The organism is Brucella sp. NBRC 113783 (genome assembly GCF_040372265.1).
GTDB classification, from domain to species: Bacteria; Pseudomonadota; Alphaproteobacteria; order Rhizobiales; family Rhizobiaceae; genus Brucella; species Brucella teleogrylli.
Genome location: NZ_BAABRX010000004.1, coordinates 40,596 through 67,267 on the forward strand (window position 1 = coordinate 40,596; position 26,672 = coordinate 67,267).

Genomic DNA, 26,672 nt, shown 5'->3' on the forward strand with positions numbered 1-26,672 from the left:
GCGATCTTTCACAAGCGAAGCAATTTGAGCTTTCGGCGGTGTAAGTGATCGCTTTTTTCTGCGCCCCCTATGAACATACGGGGCGCACCCCGATTTCTCCCCTTAAGTAGATTAGGCAAGTCTACTGCTCCAGGGATTTTAGTACATCCGCTGGAGCACGGGTTCAACCAAATATAAAGCAATCAGGAATAATCATGAAGTTCGTCATTATCGGACTGCTTTGTCTTGCCGTTGGCGGATGCAGTCAAACCTCTTCACAAACGGAAGCAACGACCTCGGCGCGCGGAAAAACGGCGGTGGCCACAGCCGGAATGCAGAAGAAGCGGCCCACGACGAAGAGAGATGCTTGCGCGCAAGCGGTCCAGCAGCAATCGAATGCTGCGATGCTGGGTGGTGCGCTCGGTATGGTCGGAGGTTTCGGCGGTTTCGGTGGGCGCGGCGGTATGATTGCCAGCCAGGTCGCTTCGACCGCAGGCAACATGGTCGCCAGCAGTCAGTCGGCCAAGGCGCAGGCAGGGGTCATGCAAGAATGCTACTGAGAAACACTGGACACGCGGGGGCGGCCAGCCCATGCGAAAGTCGCCTTCAGAGACTGATCAGGCTGCTGTTGGTGGTAGGCATGGCAACGTATGCTTTGCCCGCCGCCGCTCTCGATAGTCGGGAGGCGGGGCAGGTTGTCACCATACTGGAGAAGCTCGTCACCGAAACCGGTAGCACCGTCTATTACGACGCGGAGGCCGCAGAAGAATGGTTTCAGATCGATGACGAAGCCACCGGCTTGATCGCTGCCGCCGGTTTCACCCGTCAGAGTTGGAAAACGGCATTCGACCAGACGATGACCGGCTTCATTGCTTCAATTCCGCCGTCCGAACTGGAGCAGTTGATGGCGGATTTTATCAATCAGTTCGGTGAAGCCGCGAAGATGACGCCGGAACAGAAGGCGCAAGCAGCCAGCCTGATGGGGGCGGAGATGGGCCATTTCGACGGCATCCGTGCGAGGGGCGCCAAGTATCAGGAATTCGTCAGCCCGTACACTCCCCGACTGAGGAAGATCACGTTTCAGCGGTAAGGGGTAGTTTCGGATCTGCCATTCGGCAGATCGGAATAATGCGGCAGAAGAAACTCGATATTCTTTCCAAAGATAAGCCGCTCATCTCAACAGTGAAGTTCGAAAACTGTGACGGCACGGGAGACCCGTTCTCCCGCCTCTTTATTCTACGTGGAGTCTCGCGCTCTAGTGAAAGAATTTTTGGTCGCCCCCTCTGACCATATGGGGCGGCCTGGAAATCAGCCTGCTACGCCATTCGAAATTTGAACGGAGGTTTGCAGGCGATGTCGATCACAAGCGCGCAATCGAGGTGAGGTCACCGGCCACAGGTCGGTCGGCGTGCTTCCTTTTGAACCCGTGCGCGCGGTTTCGAGAGCCGCCTGCCTATACGCGCCTCGCTTGATCCGAATCCACTGAAGACACCACACATTACGAGAGTAGCACCATGGTATTGACCCGCGACGCGACGCATTCCATTTCATTGAACCGTAAAAGCCGCCTCCTTTGCGCCACGGCGCTCATGAGCGCACTGCTGCCGCTTGCGACCGTGCAGGCCCAGCAAGCGCACTACCGCTATACGCAAAGCGGCATCTATGACGAAGACATCGCGATCAATACGGTGGTTACCATGTCGACCGCCGCGGGCACCATCGCGACCTACGGCGGCAACCTGAGTTTCCAGACGTCTGGTTCGACTTTGGATTTGGGATCGGGAGGTGGCGATCACGGCACGATCATCTTCTCGCCTGAAACAGTAACCGGCATTCAAACCTCGCCAGGATCATACGCTGGATTATTGCGACTGTGGGATGGGCGTTTCCAGTTTGGTGAGGACTCCGCAGCACGCGAATATTTCGCGCAACATGGCACCCGCGTTGCCCTGGTTGGCGACGGCGTTCTGGATCTCGCCGGCAGCGATCTCAGTTTTTACAATTTTCAGCGGGGAAGTCGCGGTTTTGTGCTCAATGACAGCGCGGGAACCACTGCGACGTTCAGCGTCACAACCGGCGTAATAAACGGAGGCCTTCGCGACGGTGCGGGAACGTTGCGCTTGAGGAAAACCGGCGCTGGGGGGCTCGTCCTCACGGGTGTCAGCGACTACTCCGGCGGCACCGAGGTTGCTTATGGGACTCTAATTGTTGATAGCGCCGCAGCTGTTGGAACGGGTGCGATCGAATTCACTTCTAACGGTTCGTCAGCCTCCGGTTTGGATTTTCGCACCGACGGGCAGAACCTAGCCAACGACATTCTCATTTCGGGCACAGCCGGAGCGGCTATCGATGTTGATCCGGGGAGATCGGCGACGTTGGCAGGCACGATCACCGGTGGAGGCCGTTTGACGAAGTACGGTAACGGGACCCTCACTCTGACTGGGCAAAATACCTATACGGGCGATACCAGCATCCAATACGGCACACTCGTGCTCGACAGCGGCGATGCGATCGCCGACACCAATCTACTGAGTATCAGCGACTACGGCACGCTGCGTCTAGCGCAGAGCGAAACGATCGATCGTCTCGATGGCTTTGGGGGATCAGTTGTTCTCGGTGATGGCACAACACTTTCCGTCGGTGCTTTCAATGGAAATTCGCGCGTATCGAGCGTGATCAGCGGCGCTGGCGGACTGCGCAAACTCGGCACTGGCACACTCGAACTGCTTCGCGAAAACACCTACACGGGCGAAACTGTGATCGAAGGCGGCCGGGTTCTGGCAGGCCGGAACAATGCCTTCGGTCTTGGCGATCAGGTGACCTTCAAAAGAACGGCGGAAGGCCGCAACACCCTCGAACTGTCGAACGGCGTCACTATCGCCCAGAATATGCTGCTCGAAGACAGCATCAATCTCGACAATAACGATCTCAGCACCCTGTCCGGCGTCATTTCCGGTCACAATCACCTCATCCACAAGGTCGGCCAAGGAACCGTTCGCCTTACCGGCGAGAGCCTTGATGCCCCAGGTGCGATCGTCCGCGGAGGCGGGTTGTCCTTTGACGGCAACTATAGCGGCAGTGTCGATGTGGAGTTCGGCGGCACCGTCACCGGCTCGGGTCGCATTGGCGGCGACGTCGAGGTTGCTGATGGCGGTCGTCTTTACGGCCGACACGACCGCACGCTAACGATGGGCAGCCTGACGCTCAACGAAAATTCCGACGTCGAGATTCTGGTCGGTGCACCGAACACAACGGCATTCTTCGAGGTGGAAGGCGATCTCACGCTCGACGGGCGGCTCACCATTGCCGACGGTACCGGCGAATTCGGTCAAGGCGTCTACCGTCTCTTCAACTATGGCGGCGTCCTGACCGACAACGGGATGGAAGTCGTCGGCGTGCCCGATGGCAGCCAGTACGGCATCGGCGATATCGAGATTCAGACCGCCATCGACAAGCAGGTGAACGTCGTCGTGGGCGGCGATCCCGGCCCAGGGCCTGACCCGCGTCCGGATATACTGTTCTGGGACGGTCCGAACCTGATTGCGGATGGTGTAATCTCTGGCGGAAGCGGCACCTGGACCAACGGAACAGAGAACTGGACGACCACGAATGGTGATGCGAACCATGACTGGGGCAGCCGTTTTGCCGTGTTTCAGGGCGATGCAGGCACGGTCCTCGTCAACGGTGCCAATGGCCAAATCTCGGTTACCGGCATGCAGTTCGCCGTCGACGGTTACCGTGTCGAAGGTGATGCCATCACCCTCGCGGCGGCGGAATCCGTCATCCGCGTCGGCGATGGCTCGCAGGCGGGCGCCAACTATGTCGCGACGATTGCCTCCGACCTGCGCGGCGACGGCGCGCTGGTCAAGGACGATCTCGGCACCTTGGTGCTCACCGGCAACAACAGCTACCGCGGCGACACCATCGTGCGGGCCGGCACGCTCGTGGGCGATACCGACAGCATCCGCAACAACATCGGTAACAACGGCCATGTCGTGTTCGATCAGTGGAGCGACGCCGTCTTCGAGGGCAATATCTATGGTCGCGGCACCATGGAGAAGTCCGGCTCGGGAACACTTACCCTTGCCGGGCGCAGCGATCTCGACTGGGTGATCGACGCAGGCCGTCTGGTGTCCAGAACCGATCTGTTCGGCGGCAACGTTTCGATTGCTGACAGCAGCTTCATGCAGTTCGAGCAGGACGGCAGCGGCACCTATCGTGGCACGATCTCAGGTAGTGGAGGTCTGCGGGTCACCGTCGGCAACGGAAACCTGCTTCGTCTGACAGGTGACAGTTCGGCATTTGAGGGCGACACTGCTGTGTTCACCGGTGGACTGCAGGTTGATGGAAAACTCGGCGGCCATCTGGCCTTGTACGATGGCACCGTCCTTATGGGCGACGGTACTGTCGGTACAACCGCCGTCAATTCCGGTGCCACCGTAGCACCGGGCAGTTCGCTCGGTACGCTCAGCGTCAACGGCAACATCCGTTTCTACGGCGGGTCGACCTATCTCGTCGACGTCAACAATGAAGGCCAGTCGGACCTGATCGACGTCTCGGGAACCGCTACGATCGATGGCGGCGCCGTTCGGGTCATTGCCGGAACGGGCAACTATGCTGCCGCCACGCAGTATACGATCCTGACTGCCGACGGTGGCGTGACCGGGACCTTCACCGAGGGTATCACTTCGAACCTCGCCTTCCTCGACCCTTCGCTCAGCTACGACGACAACAACGTCTATCTGACGATGACGCGTAACGGCACCACGTTCGAGAATGTGGGCGTCACCCGCAACCAGATCGCCACCGGCGGCGGCGTCGAGAGCCTGAGCGAGGGTAATGCAGTCTATGATGCCGTCCTGAACCTTTCGGCTGAACAGGCACGCTATGCTTTCGAGCAGCTTTCGGGCGAGATCCACGCTTCCGCCAAGACAGCTTTGATCGAAGACAGCCGCTTCCTTCGCAACGCTGTGAACGATCGTCTCCGCGCGGCCTTCGACGGCGTGGGTGCGTCGGGCGCAGCGGTGACCTATGAAAACGGTGTGCCGCAGCCGGTTGCAGCCAATTCGGATCGCTTCGCGGTCTGGGGCCAGGGTTTCGGTTCCTGGGGGCATACGGAGGGCGACGGGAATGCTGCGCGTCTCAACCGCAAAACCGGCGGCTTCTTCTTCGGCGCCGACGCTCCGGTGTTTGACACCTGGCGCTTCGGCGCGGTCGCAGGCTATAGCAGCACCAGCTTCGATGCGAAGGACCGCCACTCGTCGGGTTCGAGCGACAATTACCATGTCGGCCTCTACGGCGGAACGGCTTGGGGCGATCTCGCCTTCCGGTCTGGCGCGGCCTATACCTGGCACGATATCTCGACCAGTCGTAGCGTTGCCTTCCCCGGCTTCAGCGAAAGCCTGAAGGGAGACTACAACGCCGGCACGGCGCAGGTCTTCGGCGAACTGGCCTATGGCTTCAGCATGGGCGCTGCCCGCTTCGAGCCCTTCGCCAACCTCGCCTTTGTGAACCTGCACACCGACAGCTTCCGCGAGACTGGTGGGGCTGCGGCGCTTACCAGCGGATCTGCCAGCACCGATACGACCTTCACGACGCTCGGCCTGCGTGGCTCGACGACCTTTGATCTGAACGGCGCCTCGGTTACGGCGAAGGGCATGGTCGGCTGGCGCCATGCCTTCGACGATGTGACGCCGACCTCGACCATGCGCTTCGCCGGCGGCGGCGATGCCTTCACCGTCGCAGGCGTGCCGATCGCGCGCGATGCTGCCGTGGTGGAAGCAGGTCTCGACTTCGCGCTGACGCCATCCGCCGTGATCGGCGTCACCTATGGCGGACAGTTTGGGTCCGGCATTGTCGACCAATCGTTCAAAGCCAATTTCAGCGCGAAGTTCTGATTGGTCTTTCGCAAATCAGTAATTCGCTGTTGGCGCCGAAGCTGGTGCCAACAGCCGATGAATTAGCCGCGAAGGAGTTTGATGCGTGGCAAAATTACTCGACTATCCTCCGCATGACGATGAAGAAGAAATTGATGAAGAAGATATCGCCGTCATTCTGCCGTTCTTCCTTGCGTCGATCGCTGCACTTTGGGTCGTGGCCAGTATCTACATCGATCGATCGTTCGGAATTTTGGACATTGTCTCGGCAGCGGGACTCCTCGCCACAATAATCGCTATGTACGTGTCGCTTAATAGGCGATTGCAGCTCGTTGAGCAGCAGGTGACAGATATTCGCGCAGCGGACGATGAATATCCATCTGATGAGCACTCCGGACTGAGCGTCATTGATCATCGATCCTTCAAAGCCAACCGGTTATGAGGTAAAATGGATGGAAGAACACTCCGTGTCCCAGATTCTGGAGAGCCTGTCGAAGTTGATTCCGGCAACGGAGCGGGTGGACAATTTGTTCAATTCGCGCCTTCTTGAGGCGTATCCCGATATTTACCGTGTCTTTGCCGCAGACATCGATCCGGCCGAACGCAGCCTTATGCAGACTCTAACGGTCATGCTTTGCGAGGTCCGGCATTTCGGATCGATACGGGTTACTGTCCGGGCTCTGACCGGTACGCATAAGATCTGTCGGCTGATCGACACGTATTATGAGGCGCTGGCGGAAACATTGGTATGGACGCTTCGCCGAAGTCTCGGCGACTGTTTTACAGCCGAAATGGAGCGCATCTGGTGGGAAGCGCTCTACACAACACATCAAGCCGATTGTGGAAAACCTGTCGTGGAAGCGAGACACTTCCAACGACCTTTGTCGGCGGCAGACGAGCCTTCAATATTTGTGGCGCCACGCGCCGGGTGGTTTCAAAGTGAAAGCAGATAACACTCCTATTCCCGAGAAGCGGGACAACGGGCCTCTTCCTCTCTTCTATAAGGAGCCGGTACTTCTTCGTTTCGAGGAGCACGGCGAAGCTGCCCTGTTGCCGGCCCGAAACTTCGATTTCGCGCGCGAAGCCGTTGCTGTTCCGCTCTGCATTAGCGAGTTTGCTGTTGCGATGCGGCACTATCCGATTGTCTTCGCCATGGAAGACAACGCACCGCCAATCGCATTGGTCGGTATCCGGCGGCACGACAATCTCTTCGTCGCGCTTGACGGCACCTGGCGTCCGGGCACCTATATCCCGGCTTATCTGCGCCGCTATCCTTTCATCGTTACCGAGACCCAGGACAGGACGCGGCAATTTCTGAGCGTCGATCGGAGGAGCGAACGCTTCGTCGCGTGCGCGTCCACGCACAAAAATGCCGAGCGCCTGTTCGATGCCGATGGCAATGCAACCACGACCGCCAAATCGGCAATGGCCTTTTGCCATGCCTATCACATGGACCACGCAGCCACGGTCGCCTTCTGCCAGGCACTGATCGCCGCCAAGCTGCTCACGCCCTATCACGCGGACTTCCAGCTTCCTGACGCTTCGCGGCATCAGGTCAACGGCTTCCAGTCCGTGGACGAGAAAGCATTCCGCGCGTTGCCCGCAAAGACCGTCGCTGATTGGCATGTAAAGGGCTGGCTCGACCTGGTGACTCTCCACCTCCTGTCACAGCGCAGTTTCCAGAACCTCCTTGATCTCAATGCGCTGCGCGCGAACGAACGAAAGGCGCTCGCATGATGAGCAAGAAGTTTCTCGGCATTTCCTCCCTTGCTGCGACAGCGATCATTGCTGCCGCAGCCATCTACGCGATCCCGAGCGGGGCGCAGTCTTCGTCCGGACCGGATTCCCTGTTCACCTCGTCGGATGCCGATCCTGCCCCGCAGCGCTTCGAGCTGGCACAGGCACAGACGAACAGCCAGGTCGGCGGCGTAGCGGCATCGACCCTGCCGGGCGGTGCATCCTCACTTAATGAGACCTACAAGGACTGGCGGGTCGCTTGCCAGATCATCAACAACGCCAAGCGCTGTGTGTTTTCGCAGGCCCAGGCACAGCAGAATGGACAGCGTGTCCTCGCGATTGAGCTTTCCGCTCCGGTAGGCAACGTCGTCACTGGAACGCTCGTGCTTCCATTCGGTCTCGCGCTCGGTTCCGGCGTCACCTTCCAGATCGATGAAAAGCCGGCAATGCAGCCGTTGCGCTTCCGCACCTGTGTCCCAGGTGGATGCCTCGTCAACGTCAATTTTGACGCGGCGACGATTGTAGCCCTTCGTGCTGGTGCGGCCCTCAAGATCAAGGCCACGGCGGATGGCGGCGCGGCAGCGCCGTTCTCCATTTCGCTCCAGGGATTCGGCACGGCTCTTGATCGCGTGGCGGCGCTTTCGCGTTGAGGGCGGGAGCACTCGCGATAGGGGAGGTCGATGATTGCGCTTCCTCACGGAACGGTCCCGCGGCCAGCACTTTTGGCTGGCATTGCAGGCACGCGAGGGGTTGGCAATTGAGCCGACCATCCGGGTAGCCAGACCATGCGCCGGCTTCAAAAGCTCTCCGAAACTTGGCAGTCGCCATCACGGCTCGGCACCCGCATTCCGATGATCTCGCTGATCCAGACGCTTGCCGTTGCCGAATATCTGAACTTCCGTCACGCGGCGAACTTTCTCGGCGTCAGCCCGTCGAGCGTCAGCGAACGCATCAAGGCGCTGGAAGAAGACCTTGGCATCCTCCTCTTCGAGCGCCATGCGCGTGGCGTCCGGTTGACCGAAGCCGGACGGCATTTCGTCGAGGGCGTCGCCGCCGGAATCGATAGGCTCGAACATGCCGTTAAAACCGCTGGGGCTTTTGCGCGCGGCGATCTCGGCTGCATCAGAGTCGGCGTCTATGCGCTCACACCCGGCAGCTTCCTCGACCAGCTCCTTGCGCAGTATCGCAAGAACCATCCGCACGTCGCCATAGAAATCAGCGAAGGCACCGCGCGCGACATCATCGTCCAGCTTCGCGCGGACCGGGTCGATATCGCCTTCGTAGCCGGAGCTCCCGATCTTCCCGACTGCCATTCGCGGCGCATCTGGCATGAACCGTTGGTTGCGGTTCTCCCTTCCAGCCATCCGCTTGCCGATACCGAGAGTATTGCCTGGGACGAGTTGGCGGGAGAAGCCTTTCTCGTCCGGCATAACGGTACGGGCCCGCAAGCCTATGACCACATCATCCAGCGTATGGCCGGCCGTTGGGTAGATGCGCCCGCGATCCTGCGCTGCGATGTCGAGCGTTGCACGCTGATGCAGATGATCGCGCAGGGATTCGGCGTGTCGATAGCCGGACAGGCCGCGGGTCTGGTCGATATTCCCGGCGTCGTCTTCCGCCCGTTCCGCGACGAGCCCGAACCGATACCATTCTCCGTAGTCTGGTCGCCCTACAATCAGAGCGCGACGCTTCGCAACCTGCTGGACCTTGCCGGCAGGATGGGACGGTCAGCCCGGCTCAACTGATTGTTTCAGCAGCTCGCCAGGATCGACTTCGAGCGCATTGGCGATCTGGCCCAGCACGGTAACGCTGGCGGATACATCTCCGCGCTCGATTGCGCCGACATAACGCATGCTCAGGCCGGCACGGTCAGCCAGTTCCTCTTGCGTCAGTTTTTTCGCATGACGTATCCGACGCAGATTCCTCGCCATGATCTCCTTGAGATCCATGGCAAAAGCGAAACCAGCATAGGAACGATCATTCTAGGAATGATCGTTCCTATTCGTATGCTATAGTGCTGTCTGGCTATATTTCCGGGGGCTTAAACACATTGCCCCGGTCTGAAAGGATGACGATCATGCGCGTTCAGCCGGATCTCGACCCCAACGTAGAGGACGAAGCGCCGACCGGGCCGGACATCACCCTTTACGACGAGGTGCATTTCGTCACTTACATGCGCCTGCTCGACGCCGAGGCCGAGGGCGCGGACTGGCAGGAAGTGGCCCGTATCGTTCTTCACCGCGATCCCGCAAATGACGAAGCGGGAACCCGACGATGCTGGGCTAGTCATCTGGCCCGCGCCCAATGGATGACAAAGAACGGCTATCGCCGCATCCTCGAACAGGATGCCGAAGAACGCTGGCGCAGAAGCCTGCACTGAACCGTCCTATTCGCCGCCGCTGCTATCCGGCTCTCCTCCGGCCCCGTCTTCTCTATTGCACCTCGCGAAACCGTCTATTCTCTGATCGGCTCCACCCATTTTGCCGATTGGAGCCTGTATGCGCGGCGGCCGAATATTATGGGGTCAGATCACCGTCGTTCTGACCATCGCTCTGGTGACGACCTGGGCGGCGACCCAATGGACCGCATGGCGGCTCGGCTTTCAGGCGCAGCTTGGGAACCCTTGGTTCGAGCTGGCGGGCTGGCCGGTCTATTATCCACCTGCGTTCTTCTGGTGGTGGTTCTCCTTCGACGCTTATGCGCCCACGATCTTCACCGAGGGCGGCATCATCGCCGTGTCCGGCGGCTTCCTCGCCATCGTCGCCGCGATCATGATGTCGATCATCCGCTCGCGCGAGGCTCGGAACGTTGCGACCTATGGTTCGGCGCGCTGGGCCGAGGACAGGGAAATCCGCGCCGCCGGCCTGCTCGGTTCCGATGGCGTCGTGCTCGGCCGCTACGATCGCGACTATCTGCGCCATGACGGCCCCGAGCATGTCCTGTGCTTCGCGCCGACCCGCTCCGGCAAGGGCGTCGGCCTCGTCGTGCCGACGCTGCTGACCTGGCCGGGAAGCTGTATTGTTCACGATATCAAAGGGGAAAACTGGACGCTGACGGCGGGTTTTCGCGCCAGGCATGGCCGCGTCCTGCTGTTCGATCCGACCAATGCGAAGTCGTCGGCCTACAATCCGCTGCTGGAGGTCCGGCAGGGCGAATGGGAAGTCCGCGACGTGCAGAATATCGCTGATATTCTGGTCGACCCGGAAGGTAGCCTCGACAAGCGCAACCATTGGGAAAAGACCAGCCATTCGCTTCTGGTCGGCGCGATCCTGCATGTCCTCTATGCGGAGCCCGACAAGACACTGGCGGGCGTCGCCAATTTCCTCTCCGATCCGCGCCGCCCGGTGGAAGCCACCCTGCGCGCGATGATGGACACGCCGCATCTCGGCGAAGCCGGCGTGCATCCCGTCATTGCATCGTCGGCCCGCGAGTTGCTGAACAAATCCGACAACGAGCGCTCGGGCGTGCTCTCCACCGCCATGAGCTTTCTCGGCCTCTACCGCGATCCCATCGTGGCGCGGGTGACGGCGCGCTGCGACTGGCGCATCGCCGATCTTGTGGGAAGCAAGAAGCCTGTCAGCCTCTACCTCGTGGTGCCTCCCTCCGACATCAACCGTACCAAGCCGCTCATTCGCCTGATCCTCAACCAGATCGGCCGCAGGCTTACCGAGGAGCTGACCGCATCGGGCAAGCGCCATCGCCTGCTGCTGATGCTGGACGAATTTCCGGCGCTGGGCCGGCTCGACTTCTTCGAATCCGCGCTCGCCTTCATGGCCGGCTACGGTCTCAAAGGTTTTCTGATCGCGCAGAGCCTCAACCAGATCGAGCGCGCCTACGGGCCGAACAACGCCATCCTCGACAATTGCCATGTGCGCGTGAGCTTCGCGACGAACGACGAGCGCACCGCCAAACGCGTATCAGACGCGCTCGGCACGGCGACGGAGATGCGCGACTCCACCAACTATGCCGGCCACCGGCTTTCGCCCTGGCTCGGCCACCTCATGGTGTCGCGGCAGGAGACGGCTCGGCCTCTGCTGACGCCCGGCGAAATCATGCAGCTTCCGCCATCCGAGGAAATCGTCATGGTCGCGGGCACGCCGCCGATCCGCGCGACCAAGGCCCGCTATTTCGAGGACGCGCGCTTGCAGGAGCGCATCGTCAATCCGCCAGCGCTGACGGCCGCGCCCGCGAATGCCGCGGCAACCGATGACTGGTCCGGCCGCGTCGTCGTGGCGGGAGGAGCATCGGGTATCGCCGCTGGCGGCTCCGATGGCGATCCCGCCAATGCCGGCATCCGCCGCGAGCCGGAATTACCCGAGCATGAAGAGATCGTTCCGCCACCAACACCGGCAGCGCAGGAATTCGAGCTGCTGGACGACGAACCCGATGTGGATGCCGCCAAGGCCAACGCCATGCGCGCCCGGATGCGCATGGTCGCGCGGCAAGCGTCTTTGGACCCCGGCGATGGCATAGAGCTTTGAGGACCGCGCCATGACAACCCGCACCCGCATGAACGTCTATTTCGACCCGGCCTTGCTCAAACAGCTCGACGCGCTGTCGATGCGCCGCAAGGTCTCCAAATCCGCCATCGTCGAGGCCGCCGTCGCGTCCTTCCTGTCGGGCGATACAAGCGAGAAGCTGGAGGCGGCCATGTCGCGAAGGCTGGACAGGCTCGGCCGTCAGGTCGACACGCTCGACGAAGATCTCGCCGTGCTGGGCGAAACCATCTCGCTCTTCATCAATATCTGGCTCTCTTCAACGCTGCCGTTGCCGGAGAGCGCGCAAGCCTCCGCCCGTGCGAAAGGGGCCGAACGGTTCGAGCGTTTCATGCAAACGCTGGGGAAGCGTCTGGCGACGGGAGACAGATTCCTGAAAGAGCTGTCGCGGGACATCGAGCCCTCCGAGGCAGAAGCAGAGCCTCAAAACCCTGGCGTCACCGCATCAACCAATAGGCCAGCGCTGTGATCGAAACCAACCAGATCACGATGATTGCGCTGGCAGCGGCCATGCTTTTCGGCTTTCCATCTCGTTCCAACGCCTGCCGCCGGAAGTCTGCCATCAGAGGTTCCGGGATTAGACGAATGGCGATGAGGATTCCCAGCGGGGCGATCAGCAGGTCATCGAGATAGCCGAGCACAGGGATGAAATCCGGGATCAGGTCGATGGGGCTCAGCGCATATGCCGCGACTGCTCCCGCTACGAGCTTGGCGCTGAACGGCGTGCGTGGATCGCGCGCGGCAATCCATAGCGCGACGATATCGCGCTTCAGGTTTCGCGCCCACGCCTTTGCCTTCTCCAACAGCATTCCGGTCCCATTTCCAAGTGTCGAAGCAGATATCATGCCTGGATACAGTGGAGTCGTATCACGTTTGTAACCGGCTTTAGATTTGGTGCGTGCTGCTCATTCTCCAGCAGGCACCCGTCCTATTCGCCGCCGATGGCCGCCGACCGCCGCACGACCTTCGATACTTGTTGAACTGGCCTGATTTCAGGCTCTTTTAATCGACCCCGATCCGGGGACCGTCTGTCGCGCCTCGTGGAGAAACGGGGCCGATATGAATGCAAGCCATCAAAAACCCGAAGCCATTGCACGCGGCGCGCGGATGCTACGCACCGCGCTTGGCCCGGCCATTTCGCGGCTACTGGAAGAACCATCCGTCGTCGAAGTGATGCTGAACCCGGATGGTCGTATCTGGGTGGACCGGCTGTCCGAGGGGCTTGCCGATACCGGCGAGATGCTGTCAGCCGCCGATGGCGAGCGCATCGTGCGCCTGGTCGCCCATCACGTCGGCGCGGAAGTTCACGCCCGATCCCCGCGCGTCTCCGCTGAACTCCCCGAGACCGGCGAGCGGTTCGAGGGCCTGTTGCCGCCTGTCGTCGCGGCACCCGCCTTCGCCATCCGCAAGCCCGCCGTCGCCGTCTTCACTCTCGACGATTACATCGCCGCCCGGATCATGGACGCCGACCAGGCCGCGACCTTGCGCGCGGCCGTCGCGTCTCGCGCCAACATTCTCGTTGCGGGCGGCACGAGCACCGGCAAGACCACGCTGACCAATGCGCTGCTCGCCGAGGTGGCGAAGACGGCCGATCGCGTCGTCATCATCGAGGACACGCGCGAGCTGCAATGTGCGGCGCCCAACCTCGTCTCGATGCGGACGAAGGAAGGCGTCGCCACGCTCTCCGATCTCGTCCGCTCTTCGCTGCGCCTGCGCCCGGATCGCATTCCCATCGGCGAGGTGCGCGGCGCGGAAGCGCTCGACCTGCTCAAAGCCTGGGGCACCGGCCATCCCGGCGGCATCGGCACAATCCATGCCGGAACTGGCATCGGCGCGCTGCGCCGGCTCGAACAGCTCATTCAGGAAGCCGTCGTCACTGTCCCGCGCGCCCTGATCGCCGAGACCATCGACCTCGTTGCCGTCCTCTCCGGCCGCGGCTCCGCGCGCCGGCTCGCCGAACTCGCCCGCGTCGAAGGGCTCGGCCCGGACGGCGATTACCACGTCACCCAAGCCATCCCTTTGGCCATCCCCACCAGCACAGGAGACCCCGCATGAAGCCACCGATCAACTTGTCCAAGCCGTCCAAACCCTCGGTCCTGCGCGGTGCCTATGATCGCCTCGCAGCCTCGACCGCGCTTGTCACCATCATGGTGATGGCGGCCACGCCGCCCGCCTATGCCTCCGGCTCCTCCATGCCGTGGGAAGAACCGCTCCAGAAAATCCTACAGTCGATCGAGGGGCCGGTCGCCAAGATCGTCGCAGTCATCATCATCATCGCCACCGGCCTCGCGCTGGCCTTCGGCGACACCTCGGGCGGTTTCCGTCGCCTGATCCAGATCGTCTTCGGCCTGTCGATCGCCTTCGCGGCGTCGAGCTTCTTCCTGTCGTTCTTCTCGTTCGGCGGCGGAGCGCTGGTCTGATGGCGGGCGCTTTCGAGCAACTGGACGTGCCGGGCTTCACCGTGCCGGTCCACCGGGCGCTAACCGAGCACATCCTGCTCGGCGGCGCACCGCGTTCCATCGCGATCCTCAACGGAACGCTGGCCGGGGCCGTCGGCCTCGGCCTGCGCCTCTGGCTGGTCGGCCTCCTCATCTGGGCCATCGGGCATTTCGCGGCGGTCTGGGCCGCCAAGCGCGATCCGCTCTTCGTCGAGGTCGGGCGCAGGCACCTGCGTATCCCGGCTTTCCTCGCGGTCTGAGGGAGGCGCCCGCCATGATGAACCTCTCCGAATATCGCCGCACTGCGGCCCGGCTTGCCGATTTCCTGCCATGGGCCGCTTTGGTCGGTCCCGGCGTCGTCGTGAACAAGGACGGCTCTTTCCAGCGCACGGCGCGCTTTCGCGGCCCCGATCTCGATTCCGCCGTCGCGGCCGAGCTGGTCGGCGTCGCCGGCCGCATCAACAACGCCTTCCGTCGCCTCGGCTCCGGCTGGAGCATCTTCGTTGAGGCGCAGCGCTCCGAGGCCGCGACCTATCCCGACAACCAATTCCCCGATCCGGCCTCCGGCCTGGTCGACGCCGAGCGCAAGGCCGATTTCGAGGAAGAAGGCGTTCACTTCGTCTCCGGCTACTATCTGACCTTCCTCTATCTGCCGCCGGCCGAGGAAGCCGCCCGCGCCGAGACCTGGCTATACGAGGGCCGCGAGCGCAGCGGCGTCGATCCGCATGAGATCCTGCGCGCCTTCACCGACCGTACTGACCGCGTGCTGGCGCTGCTCGACGGCTTCATGCCCGAATGCGACTGGCTCGATGACGGCGAGACGCTGACCTATCTCCATTCGACTGTCTCGACCAACCGGCATCGCGTCCGCGTGCCGGAAACGCCGGTCTATCTCGATGCGCTCCTCGCCGATCAGCCGCTGACCGGTGGGCTGGAGCCGCGCCTCGGCAATGAGCATCTGCGCGTCCTCACCATCATCGGCTTCCCGACGGCGACCACGCCGGGCTTGCTCGACGATCTGAACCGGCTGGCGTTCCCGTACCGCTGGTCCACCCGCGCGATCCTGCTCGACAAGACCGACGCGACGAAGCTGCTGATCAAAATCAGGCGGCAGTGGTTCGCCAAGCGAAAGTCGATCGCCGCGATCCTCAAGGAGGTGATGACCAACGAGGCGTCGGCGCTGGTCGATACCGATGCCGCCAACAAGGCCGCCGACGCCGACATGGCCTTGCAGGAGCTGGGCGCCGATGTCGTCGGCATGGCCTATGTCACCGCGTCGATCGTGGTGTGGGACGCCGATCCGCGTCTAGCCGACGAGAAGCTCCGTCTCATCGAGAAGGTCATTCAGGGCCGCGACTTCACGGCCATGGTCGAAACCGTCAATGCCGTCGATGCCTGGCTCGGCTCGCTCCCCGGACATGCCTACGCCAATGTCCGCCAGCCGCCGGTCTCGACGCTCAATCTCGCCCACATGATCCCCCTCTCTGCCGTGTGGGCGGGGCCGGAACGGGACGAGCATTTCGGTGCGCCCCCCTTGCTTTATGGCAAGACCGAAGGCTCGACCCCGTTCCGGTTATCCCTACATGTCGGCGACGTCGGCCATACGCTCGTCGTCGGCCCGACCGGCGCGGGCAAGTCCGTCCTGCTCGCGCTGATGGCGCTCCAATTTCGTCGCTATGAAAACAGCCAAGTCTTCGCCTTCGACTTCGGCGGTTCGATCCGCGCCGCCGCGCTCGCCATGGGCGGCGATTGGCACGATCTCGGCGGCGGGCTGACCGAGGGGGACGAGTTCTCCGTCGCGCTCCAGCCGCTCGCGCGCATCCACGACACCTATGAACGCGCCTGGGCCGCCGACTGGATCGTGGCGATCTTGATGCGCGAAGGCATTCCGATCACGCCGGAGGCCAAGGAGCATATCTGGACGACGCTGACCTCGCTCGCTTCCGCGCCGGTTGAAGAACGCACCATCACCGGCCTTTCCGTCCTGCTCCAGTCCAACGACTTGAAGCAGGCATTGCGCCCGTACTGCGTCGGTGGAGCCTATGGCCGGCTGCTCGACGCCGAGGCCGAACATCTGGGCAGCGCCGCTGTGCAGGCGTTCGAGATCGAGGGGCTTGTCGGAACCGGGGCGGCTCCGGCCGTCCTGTCCTATCTCTTCCACCGCATCGGCGACCGGCTCGACGGCCGCCCGACGCTGCTCATCATTGACGAAGGGTGGCTGGCGCTGGACGACGAAGGCTTCGCCGGCCAGCTTCGCGAATGGCTGAAGACGCTGCGCAAGAAGAATGCCTCCGTCATCTTCGCCACGCAGTCGCTCAGCGACATCGACGGCAGCAATATCGCCCCGGCCATCATCGAGAGCTGCCCGACGCGGCTGCTCCTGCCGAACGAGCGCGCGATCGAACCGCAGATCACGGCAATCTATCGGCGCTTCGGCCTCAATGATCGGCAGATCGAGATCCTCGCGCGGGCGACACCCAAGCGCGACTACTACTGCCAGTCCCGGCGCGGCAACCGCTTGTTCGAGCTGGGCCTTAGCGAAGTCGGCCTCGCGCTCTGCGCCGCTTCCTCCAAATCCGACCAAACCCTGATCGCGAATCTCGTCGCCGAACACGGCCGCGACGGGTTCCTCGCCGCGTGGCTCGCCGCCCGCGACGCGAGCTGGGCGGTCGATCTCATCCCGACTTTTCCCACCGCAGCAAAGGAGACCCTGCCATGAAGACTCGTTCTATCCGCACGCGCGCTGCCATCCTGGCCGCAACGATGCTTGCTGTTTCGCCCATGCTGGCGACGCAGCAGGCCCATGCCTTCGGCTTCGGCCGCATCGTCTATGACCCGACCAACTATGCGCAAAACGTCCTGACGGCGGCGCGCACGCTGGAGCAGATCACGCATCAGATCACCTCGCTTCAGAACGAAGCGCAGATGCTCATCAATCAGGCGAAGAACCTCGCCAGCCTGCCGTTCTCTGCGCTCCAGACCTTGCAGCAGAACGTCCAGAAGACCCAGCAGCTTCTCGGACAGGCGCAGAACATCGCGTTCGACGTCCAGCAGATCGACCAGATGTTCAGCCAGAAATACGGCAACGTCTCGATGTCGGCCACCGACCAGCAACTCGTCGCCAATGCGCGCTCGCGCTGGCAGAACACGGTCGGCGGCTTGCAGGACGCGATGCGCGTGCAAGCCGGTGTCGTGGGCAATATCGACAGCAACCGCGCGCAGATGTCGGCGCTGATCGGCCAGAGCCAGGGCGCGACCGGCGCGTTGCAGGCGACGCAGGCGGGCAACCAGCTTCTCGCCCTCCAGTCGCAGCAGCTTTCCGATCTTGTCGCGCTCCTTGCCGCGAACGGGCGCGCGGGCGCGCTGACCGAAGCAGAGCGAGCCGCCGCCGCTGAACAGGGACGCGAGCAGCGCCGCCGCTTCCTGACGCCGGGCTCCGGCTATCAGCCGGGCAACGCGCAGGTGTTCAACAACGGCAACTGATCGCCAGAAGGGGAGCACCGTCATGGACGGCAGGATGCTGGCCCGGCTGGGCGCAATCATATTTGTCGCGGTGGCCATCACGGCGACCGCAATCGAGATGACCCGCAAGGACGAGGCTCCGGCATCCGCGCCGGTCAGCCTTCAACAGCCCGCGCGCGATCCGCTGCGCGAGAGCCAGCGCCGGTGCCAGCAACTTGGCCAGAAGGCGGCCGAGGACAGCGAATGCCTGCGCGTCTGGGCGGAGACGCGCGACCGCTTTCTCGGCCGCTCGTCCGCACCATCCTCACCAACTCAGATCGAAGGGCGCTGATCCATGGGCGGTGCAGGCGTCATCGACAATTTCCTGGGTGTCTTCACCCGCTATATTGATTCCGGCTTCGGGCTTCTGTCCGGCGAGGTCGCATTTGTGGCGACCACGCTCATCGTCATCGACGTGACGCTGGCGGCGCTCTTCTGGTCATGGGGAGCTGACGACGACATCATGGCGCGGCTGGTGAGGAAGACACTGTTCGTCGGCGTCTTCGCCTACCTCATCGGCAACTGGAACAACCTTGCGAAGATCGTCTTCGACAGCTTCGCCGGCCTCGGCCTGAAGGCCAGTGGCACCGGGTTTTCGGCCGCTGATCTCATGCGGCCCGGCAAGGTCGCACAGACCGGCCTCGACGCGGCCCGGCCGCTGCTCGAATCCATTTCCGATCTCATGGGCTGGATCGCCTTCTTCGAGAACTTCATCCAGATCGCCTGCCTGCTCTTTGCCTGGGCGCTGGTCATCCTCGCCTTCTTCATCCTTGCCATCCAGCTCTTCGTCACGCTGATCGAGTTCAAGCTATCGACGCTGGTCGGCTTCGTCCTGATCCCGTTCGGTCTCTTCGGGAAAACCGCCTTCATGGCCGAGCGCGTGCTTGGCAACGTCATTTCCTCCGGCATCAAGGTTCTAGTGCTCGCCGTCATCATCGGCATCGGCTCGACGCTGTTCGCGCAATTCACCCAGGGGTTCGGAGGCGCGACCCCCAGCATCGACGACGCCATGGCCGTCGTCCTTGCCGCCCTGTCGCTGCTCGGTCTCGGCATTGTCGGTCCCGGTATCGCGTCCGGCCTGGTGAGCGGCGGTCCCCAGCTTGGCGCAGGCGCTGCCGTTGGAACCGGCCTTGCCGCTGGCGGCATGGTCATGGCCGGTGCTGGCGCTGCCGGCCTCGCTGCGAAAGGTGGTGCCGCCGCATTTTCGACCGGCGCGGCCGCCGTGCGTGGCGGCGCAACCGCGGCGGGTGCAGCTTCCGCCGCCTATAGCCTTGGCTCGCTCGGCCAGTCCGGCGCGGCGGGCGTGGCTTCAGGCATGGGAGGCGTCGGACGCGCCGCAGGCAGCGCCGCCATGTCGCCGCTGCGCCGCGCCACGGCCAGCGTCAAATCCAGCTTCTCCGATGGCGTCAAATCCGGCTTCGGCGTGACCGGCGGCACCTCGACCATGGGAACAGTCGGCGGCGAGGAAGAAACCGCGTCCGCCTCGGCCCGGCCCACCGGCTCAATGCCCGGCTGGGCACAGCGGATGCGCCAGTCCGGTCACACCATCCAGACAACCGCCCATGCCGTCCGTTCGGGCGACAGCCACGGCTCCGGCTCTTCCGTCAACCTCTCTGAAAGTGACCGCTCATGAACCTCTTCAAGCGTCCTGCCGCGCATTACGGCAAAACCCCGCAACCCGAAACGCCCTACCAACGCGCCGCCCAGGTCTGGGACGATCGGATCGGCTCGGCCCGCGTACAGGCGAAGAACTGGCGCTACATGGCCTTCGGCTCGCTGGTCCTCTCGGCCGGCTTTGCTTCCGCCCTTGTCTGGCAATCCGTTCAGGGGACTGTCGTGCCGTGGGTGGTGCAGGTCGACAATCTCGGCCAGGCGCAAACCGTCGCACCGGCCGTCGCGGATTTTCGCCCGACCGATCCGCAGATCGCATGGCATCTCGGCCGTTTCATTGAACAGGTGCGCAGCATCCCGGCCGATCCGATCATCGTCCGGCAGAACTGGCTTCGCGCCTATGAATGGACCACCGATCGCGGCGCGGGCGCGCTCAATGACTATGCCCGCACCAACGACCCCTTCACCAAGGTCGGCAAGCAGCAGATCGCCGTCGACGTCTCCAGCGTCATCCGGGCATCTCCCGATAGCTTCCGCGTCGCCTGGACCGAACGGCATTTCGAGAGCGGCCAGCTCACCGGCACGCAGCGATGGACCGCGATCCTCACCATTGCCGTCCAGCCGCCGCGCGATGCCGAACGACTGAAAGCCAATCCGCTCGGCATCTATGTCAACGCCATCAACTGGTCGCGGGAGATGGGCCAATGAACCGGGCTGTTCGCAAGCCCGCAGTCGCGGCCGTTCTCCTCTCGGCGACCATGCTCGCCGGCTGCGCCTCCACCAAGCCGCCGCAGATCAGCTACGACAACAGCGTGCCGCCGCTGCCGGCCATTCCCGCCGCCGTGACGGACGAGCGCTTGAAGCCGCTACATGTTCCTCCGGCCTGGACGGTCGCACGCGGCGGCCAGACTGCCAGCACGGCGACCGGCCGCGTCGAGAACGCCAATGCCGCCGCCCGCGTCCAGCCGCGCCGTGAGGGTTACTACAATGCCATTCAGGTCTATCCGTGGAGCGACGGCGCGTTGTTTCAGGTTTATGCCGCTCCCGGCCAGATCACCAATATCGCGCTCGAACCCGGTGAGAGCCTGACCGGCGCGGGTCCGATCGCGGCGGGCGATACCGCCCGCTGGATCATCGGCGACACCGAATCCGGCTCTGGCGTCAGCCGCCGTGTCCATGTGCTGGTGAAGCCGACACGCACCGACATCACCACGAACCTCGTCATCACCACCGACCGGCGCACCTACATGCTGGAGCTTCGCTCCGGCGAGAAGCCCTATATGCCGGCCGTGTCCTGGGCCTATCCGCAACAGCCCGGAAGCGGACGGCAGGCCGTTCCGGCAACGCCGGTCATTCCCGCCGTCGCCGCGCGCATCTATCGCTATGGCCTCACCGGCAGCAATCCGCCGTGGAAGCCGCTCGCCGTTTATGACGATGGCCGCCACGTCTATGTCGAATTCCCGCGCGGCATCGTTCAGGGCGAGATGCCGCCGATCTTCGTACTCGGCCCGGATGGCGAAGCGCAGATCGTCAACAGCCGCATCTATCACCACATCCTGATCGTCGATCGTCTGTTCGGCGCGGCCGAACTTCGCCTCGGCAGCGGCGACAAGCAGCAGACCGTCAGGATCGTCCGCACCGACGGGAGGCCGCAGTCATGACCGATTCCGAAACCAACGCCGCTCCCATGCGCCTGCGTGCCGAAGCGCCCCGCGTCACGCGCCTGTCACGCAAGATGCTCGCCAGCGTCGCCGCCATCGCCCTGGTTGGCATCGGCGGGGCGCTGATCTATGCGCTCCAGACACGCGGTCCCGGCGATGGCGGGGAAGAACTCTATTCGACCGCCAATCGCCAGACCGCCGATGGTCTCGCCGGTCTGCCGCGCGACTATACCGGCCCGGTCCTCGGTCCGGCGCTGCCGGGCGATCTCGGTGGTCCGATCCTGTCCGCGCAGAATGCCGGCCAGCCTGTCGTGCCGCCCGTCGTTCCGACGCCCGGCGTTGACGAGGCCGAGCAGCGCCGCCGCGCCGAGGAAGAGGCCGCGCGCCTCAGCACCGTCTTCTTCCAGTCGAGACAGGGAGCGACGGCCGCGACGCCGGGGGCTATGCCGGGTCTTGCCGGTTTTGATCCAGCCAGCGCGGCGGGGCAGCCGACCGCGCAGGACAAGCAGCTTGCGTTCATCAACGCGGCGGCCGACCGCCGCACCGTCACGCCCGATCGCGTCACGCCGCCGGCGTCGCCCTTCGTGCTTCAGGCCGGCGCCGTCATCTCGGCCGCGCTCATCACCGGCATCCGTTCCGATCTTCCCGGCCAGATCATCGCGCAGGTCACGGAGAACATCTACGACAGCCCGACCGGCAGCGTCCTGCTCGTGCCGCAGGGAACGCGGCTCATCGGCCAGTACGACAACAGCGTCCAGTTCGGGCAACGCCGCGTCCTGCTCGTCTGGAACCGGCTCATCATGCCGAATGGTCGCTCGATCGTTCTCGAGCGCCAGCCGGGCTCGGACACGCAGGGCTATGCCGGCATTGAGGATGGCGTCGATTATCACTGGTGGGATCTCGCCAAGGTCGCCGCGCTCTCGACCTTGCTCGGCATCGGCGCGGAACTCGCCACCGACGACAATGACCGCCTGATCCGCGCCATCCGCGACGGCGCGCAGGACACCATCAATCAGGCCGGTCAGCAGATCGTCCAGCGCCAGTTGCAGGTCGCGCCAACGCTGACCATCCGACCTGGCTTCCCGGTCCGCGTCATCGTCACGAAGGATTTGATACTCGAACCATACAGAGGATGACCATGACCAAGCTGAAACTCGGCCCCATCGCCAATGACAAACCCGTCAAGATCACGGTGGAGCTGCCCGCAGCGCTTCACCGTGATCTCACCGAATACGGCCGTCTTCTCGCCGAGGGCGGCACGCCGATTGAGCCTGCCAAGCTGATCGTACCGATGCTGGAGCGCTTCGTCGCGACCGATCGCGGATTCGCCAAGGCAAAACGGACGACAAGCTGATTGCTGTCATCACGGCACCCCCTTTCCCCGTAGGGGTGCCGTCAGCGCGTAGGCGCAAATGCGGCACGCTACTGGCCGCCGATCTCCCTCCATGATTCGCATAATTCCGGCTTCTCGATGCTCGGATTTTGTCTGCGCACCAAGGAGGGTTCCGCGCCTATTGCACCAGTGGCACATGAAATGCCGGTAGCGTCGTTCAGGAGGTATCTTTGTTGTTGACGTGCGTAGCCTGATAACTGCTCTGAAAAGCAAACACCAAATCTGCTCCGGACAAAACTGCTTGCCTCGATCCATATAAACGTCATTCTTGCGCCGAAAAAGGAATACCGGAAACTGGTTTCGTTGTTGGCAATAGCTTTGTTCCCGAGCAATTGCCGCTTGCGTCTCTTTGTGTTACAGACCTCATCATGAAGAACGGATTGCCCCTAGTCGCCTGATTTGCCCCGCTGAAGCGGGGCGTCTCGGATTGATCTCTGTCCTGGACCCCTGAGGCCTTTTGGCCGCAGCCTTTTGTGCAATCCAGACGCCGCTCAAAAGCACTCTGCTGTGCTTTCCAAATAGTGCGGTGAAGACGAGACAATCAATATGAATTCGGATCAATCGAGCGCGCGCCGTCGCGCGGCATTCACTATTATAGTGGCCAGCACCCTAATCGGTATTGCGGGTACCGATCTTATTCTGCCAGCGGTTCCCTCCTTGCCGTCAGCACTAAATACGACCGCTGAACGCGCTCAATATGTACTAGCTGCTTTTGTGCTTGGGTCAGCTTTTGGGCTGATCGCTTTTGGGACTCTCGGCGCGCGCTACAATCAGCGCATACTACTCGTGGGGTCGCTTCTTCTTTATGCGATGACGTCTGCAATTGGAGCGTGCAGTTCAACTCTAGAATTCCTAGTTACCACGCGTTTTTTTCAAGGTGCAGCCGGATCGGCCGCGGCTGTATTCGCGCCGGGGATGATCCGCAAGCTTTACGGCGACGAAAACAGTGTGTCCGCTCTGGGCTTGCTAAGCTCTATTGAAGCCCTCGCGCCGGCCTTGGCGCCGATCGTAGGATTGTGGCTACTTAATTTCGGCGGTTGGCCCATCTCCTTCGTGGCGATAGCGGCAGTGGCGCTACTGCTTGCATTATGCGCCGCGTGCTTTGGGAGAGATTTGGCCGTACAACAAAGGGCGCAACAGTCAGGTAGCTATCTACTACTGCTGCGCAATCGAGAGTTCATCCGCTATGCTTTGTCGCATGCGCTCACTCTCGGTGGCCTTTTGGTCATCGTATTTGCGTCGCCATCGGTATTTGTCGGCGCTCTTGGCGCCAGCCTGACAGACTTCATCATTATGCAGGCAGCCGGCATCGCTGCCTTCATGATAGCCGCCAATCTCTCAAGTCGTGCGCTCGCAAAATGGGGTACAGAAACCGTGTTATGGGCCGGAAGCTGGCTCGCCCTGGGAAGCGCGGTCGGTATTCTTGGCCTTGCGTTCATCGGCAGAACTGAACCATGGACAGTGACGCTTCTGTTCATCCCGTTCAACATCGGGCTCGGTCTACGAGGCCCCGCTGGCTTCTACCGCGCAGTCATTGCGGCCCATGGCGATGATGCCCGTGGAGCTGCGATTGTCGTGGTGGCCATCCTTGTCTCCGCTGCTGCAGGCACAGGCTTGGTAGCCCCGTTCATTACCGAGGGTCTCCTTCCTGTGGGAGCCACGGCGGTTGCGATGGTCTTGGTAGCAATGCTGCTGCTTCGGGCCGCTGCCTTGACGCCTAGCAAATGACGTGTCGCAAGCGTTGCGGATGCAATAGATCTTTGTAATCGCAGCGCTTGAAGGCCACTTGGCGACTCGCGCAAGCGGCGCAGTTGTAGCGTTAACGGAACGCGAGGAATTCGAGCTGTACTTCAGCGTCGTGCTGCCGGCCTGACGCCAATTTCAAATAGGGACGGCGAGCGAGTGTAAGTATCGGGGGTTGCGTGCCCCCGCAACCATCTTTAATTGCGATCCACCCCGCTCTCCGGCGGGGTTTTTCGTTTGTGCGGAAATCATAAGGATTCCAGCGAGATCGCCCTGAACGTCGATCTCCACCTTCCCATCCACCGGCGTCAGCACGATCTTGTCCACCAGCGAGCGCAGGATGTCCGCCGCCTCGATCCGCTGCGCCTCGTCGTCACCTTGAAGTGCCTCATAAAGCTGCTGCACCCGAGCCCGGTATTGCAGCGCCATTGACGGATGCAGGAGGGGAGGCGGTTCTTCCGCTTCGGCCAGGAACAGCGCCAATTCCTTCTTGCGCTGTTCCAGCCGCACCATCTTTGCGTTGATCGCGTCGGCTGCGCCGCCCTTGAGGATCAGGTTGAGCAGTGTGTCGAGTTCCCGGTCGATCCGTGCGATCTCGGCTTCGGCTGAGGCGATCCCCGCGCGTCCTTCCATACGCAGTCGGTTCATCTCCTTCGTGAATACCTCGCAGAAGCGGGCGAACAGTTCAGGATCGACAAGCCGGGTGCGAAGCGCGTTCAGCACGCGGGATTCCAGTTCATCGCGGCGGATGTTGACCCGGTTGTCGCAGGTGCCCTTGTTGCGCGCCGTCGAGCAGCCAATGAGAGTTGCAGAAATCGCGGAATAGCCACCACCGCAGCAGGCACATCTCGTTAGGCCGGAGAACAGATACTTCGGTCGGCGCCGATAGTTCATCTTGCTGACGTCGGCTGCGCCGCTCTCGTCCCGTTCGGTCCGCATTTCGCCCTGACGGGCTTTCACGGCGTTCCAGAGGTCGTCATCGAGGATGCGCAGCTCGGGCGCTTCCTGAATGACCCATTCCGATTCCGGGTTGGGCCGTGCTTGACGCTTGCCGGTATCGGGGTCTTTGATGAAGCGCTGGCGGTTCCAGACGATCTTGCCGACATACATCTCGTTGTTGAGGATGCCGTTCCCGCGTTTCGGATTACCGTTGATGGTGCTGAAGCCCCAGTCGCCGCCTGATGGCGCGGGGATATGGTCCCTGTTCAGGGCGAAGGCGATGGTCTTGGCTGACTTGCCAGCCGCATAGTCTCGGAAGATGCGGCGCACGACCGCGGCCTGCGCTTCGTTGATGGTGCGGTCGCCCCGGATCGGCTCACCGTTGGCATCGAATTTCTTCACCACGTCATAGCCGTAGGAATTGCCGCCGCCGGACTTGCCGGCCTCGACGCGGCCGCGTTGTCCACGTCGGGTCTTGTCGGCCAGATCTTTCAAGAACAGCGCATTCATCGTGCCCTTGAGCCCGACATGTAGCTCGCTGATCTCACCCTCGGACAGGGTGAACATCTTCACGTCCGCATAGCGCATGCGCTTGTAGATGCCGGCGATGTCCTCCTGGTCACGGCTGATCCGGTCCAGTGCCTCGGCCAGGATCATGTCGAACCGGCCTCGCGTGGAATCCACGATCAGCGCCTGGATGCCGGGACGCTGGATCATGCTGGAGCCGGAGATGGCGTGGTCGGAATATTCCTCGACCACCGTCCAGCCTTCCTTCTCGGCCCGCAGGCGGCACATGCGGAACTGGTCGGCGATGGACGCCTCGCGCTGGTTGTCGGACGAATAGCGGGCGTAAATCGCGACCTTCAATGCACTTCTCCCCGAAGCATCAGGAGGTGCGCTTCCTCCGCCGCTTCATGATGTGAACTTCCTCGGCGTAGCACTCCCGCGCCGCCTGACGAGCCAGGAAATCGACCAGACGCAGAAGACGTGGATCGGGATCGCCCCGCGATGTGAACGTCAGCTCCGGCTCTTCCAGCAACAGAGATTCGAGCAGCGCTTCGCGCTCGCTTCCAGTCATCTTGGATTTGTTTCCGGGGGCTCGCAAGGTCATAACTTGCAGCATCCCCGTCGTTTCTGACGTAAGCAACTGAAATCAAAGCCGTATAATTGGCGGCGGCCGGGGCGACAACGGCGGCGTTGTCGCGCTCGGGCGAAGCATGGCGTGCCGCAGCATATGGAAAATACTGGCGGGAACGCGCAGTATTCTTCTGCACAATTGGCCTGTGGTGCGAGTCTCG

27 protein-coding genes are annotated in these 26,672 nt (G+C 62.4%); 23 read left to right on the forward strand and 4 right to left on the reverse strand.

Annotated features, from left to right (window positions below; all coding sequences use genetic code 11):
* The first annotated feature begins 194 nt into the window (after positions 1-194).
* From ABWW11_RS14430 to ABWW11_RS14465, 8 genes are all read left to right on the forward strand, one after another.
* Entirely contained in the window at positions 195-539 is a 345-nt protein-coding gene (locus tag ABWW11_RS14430) for a hypothetical protein (RefSeq protein ID WP_313665908.1), read from the forward strand.
* A gap of 80 nt (positions 540-619) precedes the next feature.
* Positions 620-1,069 (forward strand): hypothetical protein, encoded by a 450-nt coding sequence (locus ABWW11_RS14435; protein ID WP_313665909.1) that lies wholly within the window; start codon positions 620-622, stop codon positions 1,067-1,069.
* A gap of 424 nt (positions 1,070-1,493) precedes the next feature.
* The gene (locus ABWW11_RS14440; RefSeq protein WP_319080641.1) at positions 1,494-5,876 is read left to right on the forward strand and encodes an autotransporter domain-containing protein; all 4,383 of its coding nucleotides are present in this window, start codon (positions 1,494-1,496) and stop codon (positions 5,874-5,876) included.
* 85 nt (positions 5,877-5,961) lie between these two features.
* Entirely contained in the window at positions 5,962-6,297 is a 336-nt protein-coding gene (locus tag ABWW11_RS14445) for a hypothetical protein (RefSeq protein ID WP_313665911.1), read from the forward strand.
* A gap of 25 nt (positions 6,298-6,322) precedes the next feature.
* Positions 6,323-6,808: a globin family protein gene (locus ABWW11_RS14450; RefSeq protein WP_313665913.1), complete on the forward strand. Its 486-nt coding sequence runs from the start codon at positions 6,323-6,325 to the stop codon at positions 6,806-6,808.
* Positions 6,795-7,592, forward strand: coding sequence for a SapC family protein (locus ABWW11_RS14455; protein ID WP_313665915.1), 798 nt, complete (start codon positions 6,795-6,797; stop codon positions 7,590-7,592). Before ABWW11_RS14450 ends, ABWW11_RS14455 begins: the two co-directional genes overlap by 14 nt.
* Entirely contained in the window at positions 7,589-8,242 is a 654-nt protein-coding gene (locus ABWW11_RS14460; RefSeq protein ID WP_319080640.1) for an invasion associated locus B family protein, read from the forward strand. Before ABWW11_RS14455 ends, ABWW11_RS14460 begins: the two co-directional genes overlap by 4 nt.
* Before the next feature lie 135 nt (positions 8,243-8,377).
* A complete protein-coding gene (locus ABWW11_RS14465) occupies positions 8,378-9,337 on the forward strand; it encodes a LysR family transcriptional regulator (RefSeq protein WP_313665919.1) in 960 nt (319 codons plus the stop codon).
* Here the strand turns inward: ABWW11_RS14465 and ABWW11_RS14470 are convergent.
* The gene (locus ABWW11_RS14470) at positions 9,320-9,541 is read right to left on the reverse strand and encodes a helix-turn-helix domain-containing protein (RefSeq protein ID WP_313665921.1); all 222 of its coding nucleotides are present in this window, start codon (positions 9,539-9,541) and stop codon (positions 9,320-9,322) included. The two genes, ABWW11_RS14465 and ABWW11_RS14470, sit on opposite strands and share 18 nt — an antisense overlap.
* Before the next feature lie 128 nt (positions 9,542-9,669).
* On the opposite strand from ABWW11_RS14470, the gene ABWW11_RS14475 reads away from it, so the two are divergent.
* The 3 genes from ABWW11_RS14475 to ABWW11_RS14485 all read left to right on the forward strand — a co-directional run bounded on the left by ABWW11_RS14475 (position 9,670) and on the right by ABWW11_RS14485 (position 12,557).
* Positions 9,670-9,972 (forward strand): DNA -binding domain-containing protein, encoded by a 303-nt coding sequence (locus tag ABWW11_RS14475; RefSeq protein WP_319080639.1) that lies wholly within the window; start codon positions 9,670-9,672, stop codon positions 9,970-9,972.
* Between the two features lie 118 nt (positions 9,973-10,090).
* Complete coding sequence (locus tag ABWW11_RS14480; protein ID WP_319080638.1) at positions 10,091-12,073, forward strand: conjugal transfer protein TraG; 1,983 nt, start codon at positions 10,091-10,093, stop codon at positions 12,071-12,073.
* 10 nt (positions 12,074-12,083) lie between these two features.
* Positions 12,084-12,557 (forward strand): ribbon-helix-helix domain-containing protein, encoded by a 474-nt coding sequence (locus ABWW11_RS14485; protein WP_313665926.1) that lies wholly within the window; start codon positions 12,084-12,086, stop codon positions 12,555-12,557.
* Here ABWW11_RS14485 and ABWW11_RS14490 read toward each other — a convergent pair.
* Complete coding sequence (locus ABWW11_RS14490; RefSeq protein WP_319080637.1) at positions 12,526-12,897, reverse strand: YkvA family protein; 372 nt, start codon at positions 12,895-12,897, stop codon at positions 12,526-12,528. The genes ABWW11_RS14485 and ABWW11_RS14490 overlap by 32 nt on opposite strands.
* Before the next feature lie 250 nt (positions 12,898-13,147).
* On the opposite strand from ABWW11_RS14490, the gene trbB reads away from it, so the two are divergent.
* The 12 genes from trbB to ABWW11_RS14550 all read left to right on the forward strand — a co-directional run bounded on the left by trbB (position 13,148) and on the right by ABWW11_RS14550 (position 24,420).
* A complete protein-coding gene (gene trbB, locus ABWW11_RS14495) occupies positions 13,148-14,143 on the forward strand; it encodes a P-type conjugative transfer ATPase TrbB (RefSeq protein WP_319080636.1) in 996 nt (331 codons plus the stop codon).
* Positions 14,144-14,235: 92 nt separating this feature from the next.
* Positions 14,236-14,508, forward strand: coding sequence for a TrbC/VirB2 family type IV secretion system protein (locus ABWW11_RS14500; RefSeq protein WP_052152754.1), 273 nt, complete (start codon positions 14,236-14,238; stop codon positions 14,506-14,508).
* Positions 14,508-14,786 carry a VirB3 family type IV secretion system protein gene (locus ABWW11_RS14505; protein WP_319080635.1) on the forward strand — a complete coding sequence of 93 codons (279 nt, stop codon included), beginning with the start codon at positions 14,508-14,510 and terminating at the stop codon, positions 14,784-14,786. Before ABWW11_RS14500 ends, ABWW11_RS14505 begins: the two co-directional genes overlap by 1 nt.
* A gap of 14 nt (positions 14,787-14,800) precedes the next feature.
* Positions 14,801-17,245, forward strand: a complete 2,445-nt coding sequence (gene trbE, locus ABWW11_RS14510) for a conjugal transfer protein TrbE (RefSeq protein ID WP_353410666.1) — start codon at positions 14,801-14,803, stop codon at positions 17,243-17,245.
* Positions 17,242-18,009, forward strand: coding sequence for a P-type conjugative transfer protein TrbJ (gene trbJ / locus ABWW11_RS14515; RefSeq protein WP_319081167.1), 768 nt, complete (start codon positions 17,242-17,244; stop codon positions 18,007-18,009). The genes trbE and trbJ overlap by 4 nt, the downstream gene beginning before the upstream one ends.
* Positions 18,010-18,031: 22 nt before the next feature.
* A complete protein-coding gene (gene trbK-alt, locus ABWW11_RS14520; RefSeq protein ID WP_319081166.1) occupies positions 18,032-18,319 on the forward strand; it encodes a putative entry exclusion protein TrbK-alt in 288 nt (95 codons plus the stop codon).
* A 3-nt stretch (positions 18,320-18,322) separates the two neighbouring features.
* The gene (gene trbL, locus ABWW11_RS14525) at positions 18,323-19,660 is read left to right on the forward strand and encodes a P-type conjugative transfer protein TrbL (RefSeq protein ID WP_319081165.1); all 1,338 of its coding nucleotides are present in this window, start codon (positions 18,323-18,325) and stop codon (positions 19,658-19,660) included.
* A complete protein-coding gene (gene trbF / locus ABWW11_RS14530; RefSeq protein ID WP_313665390.1) occupies positions 19,657-20,346 on the forward strand; it encodes a conjugal transfer protein TrbF in 690 nt (229 codons plus the stop codon). The genes trbL and trbF overlap by 4 nt, the downstream gene beginning before the upstream one ends.
* Positions 20,343-21,299 carry a P-type conjugative transfer protein TrbG gene (gene trbG, locus ABWW11_RS14535; RefSeq protein ID WP_319081164.1) on the forward strand — a complete coding sequence of 319 codons (957 nt, stop codon included), beginning with the start codon at positions 20,343-20,345 and terminating at the stop codon, positions 21,297-21,299. The genes trbF and trbG overlap by 4 nt, the downstream gene beginning before the upstream one ends.
* Positions 21,296-22,435, forward strand: coding sequence for a TraB/TrbI/VirB10 family type IV secretion system protein (locus tag ABWW11_RS14540; RefSeq protein WP_313665385.1), 1,140 nt, complete (start codon positions 21,296-21,298; stop codon positions 22,433-22,435). Before trbG ends, ABWW11_RS14540 begins: the two co-directional genes overlap by 4 nt.
* 2 nt (positions 22,436-22,437) lie before the next feature.
* Positions 22,438-22,653: a DUF2274 domain-containing protein gene (locus ABWW11_RS14545; protein ID WP_319081163.1), complete on the forward strand. Its 216-nt coding sequence runs from the start codon at positions 22,438-22,440 to the stop codon at positions 22,651-22,653.
* Between the two features lie 585 nt (positions 22,654-23,238).
* Positions 23,239-24,420: an MFS transporter gene (locus ABWW11_RS14550; RefSeq protein ID WP_313665380.1), complete on the forward strand. Its 1,182-nt coding sequence runs from the start codon at positions 23,239-23,241 to the stop codon at positions 24,418-24,420.
* Positions 24,421-24,573: 153 nt separating this feature from the next.
* On the opposite strand, the gene ABWW11_RS14555 is transcribed toward ABWW11_RS14550, so the two are convergent.
* Entirely contained in the window at positions 24,574-26,241 is a 1,668-nt protein-coding gene (locus ABWW11_RS14555) for a recombinase family protein (protein ID WP_319081162.1), read from the reverse strand.
* A 19-nt stretch (positions 26,242-26,260) separates the two neighbouring features.
* On the reverse strand, positions 26,261-26,452 hold the full coding sequence (locus ABWW11_RS14560) for a hypothetical protein (protein WP_235924422.1): 192 nt from the start codon (positions 26,450-26,452) through the stop codon (positions 26,261-26,263).
* Between the last annotated feature and the right edge of the window lie 220 nt (positions 26,453-26,672).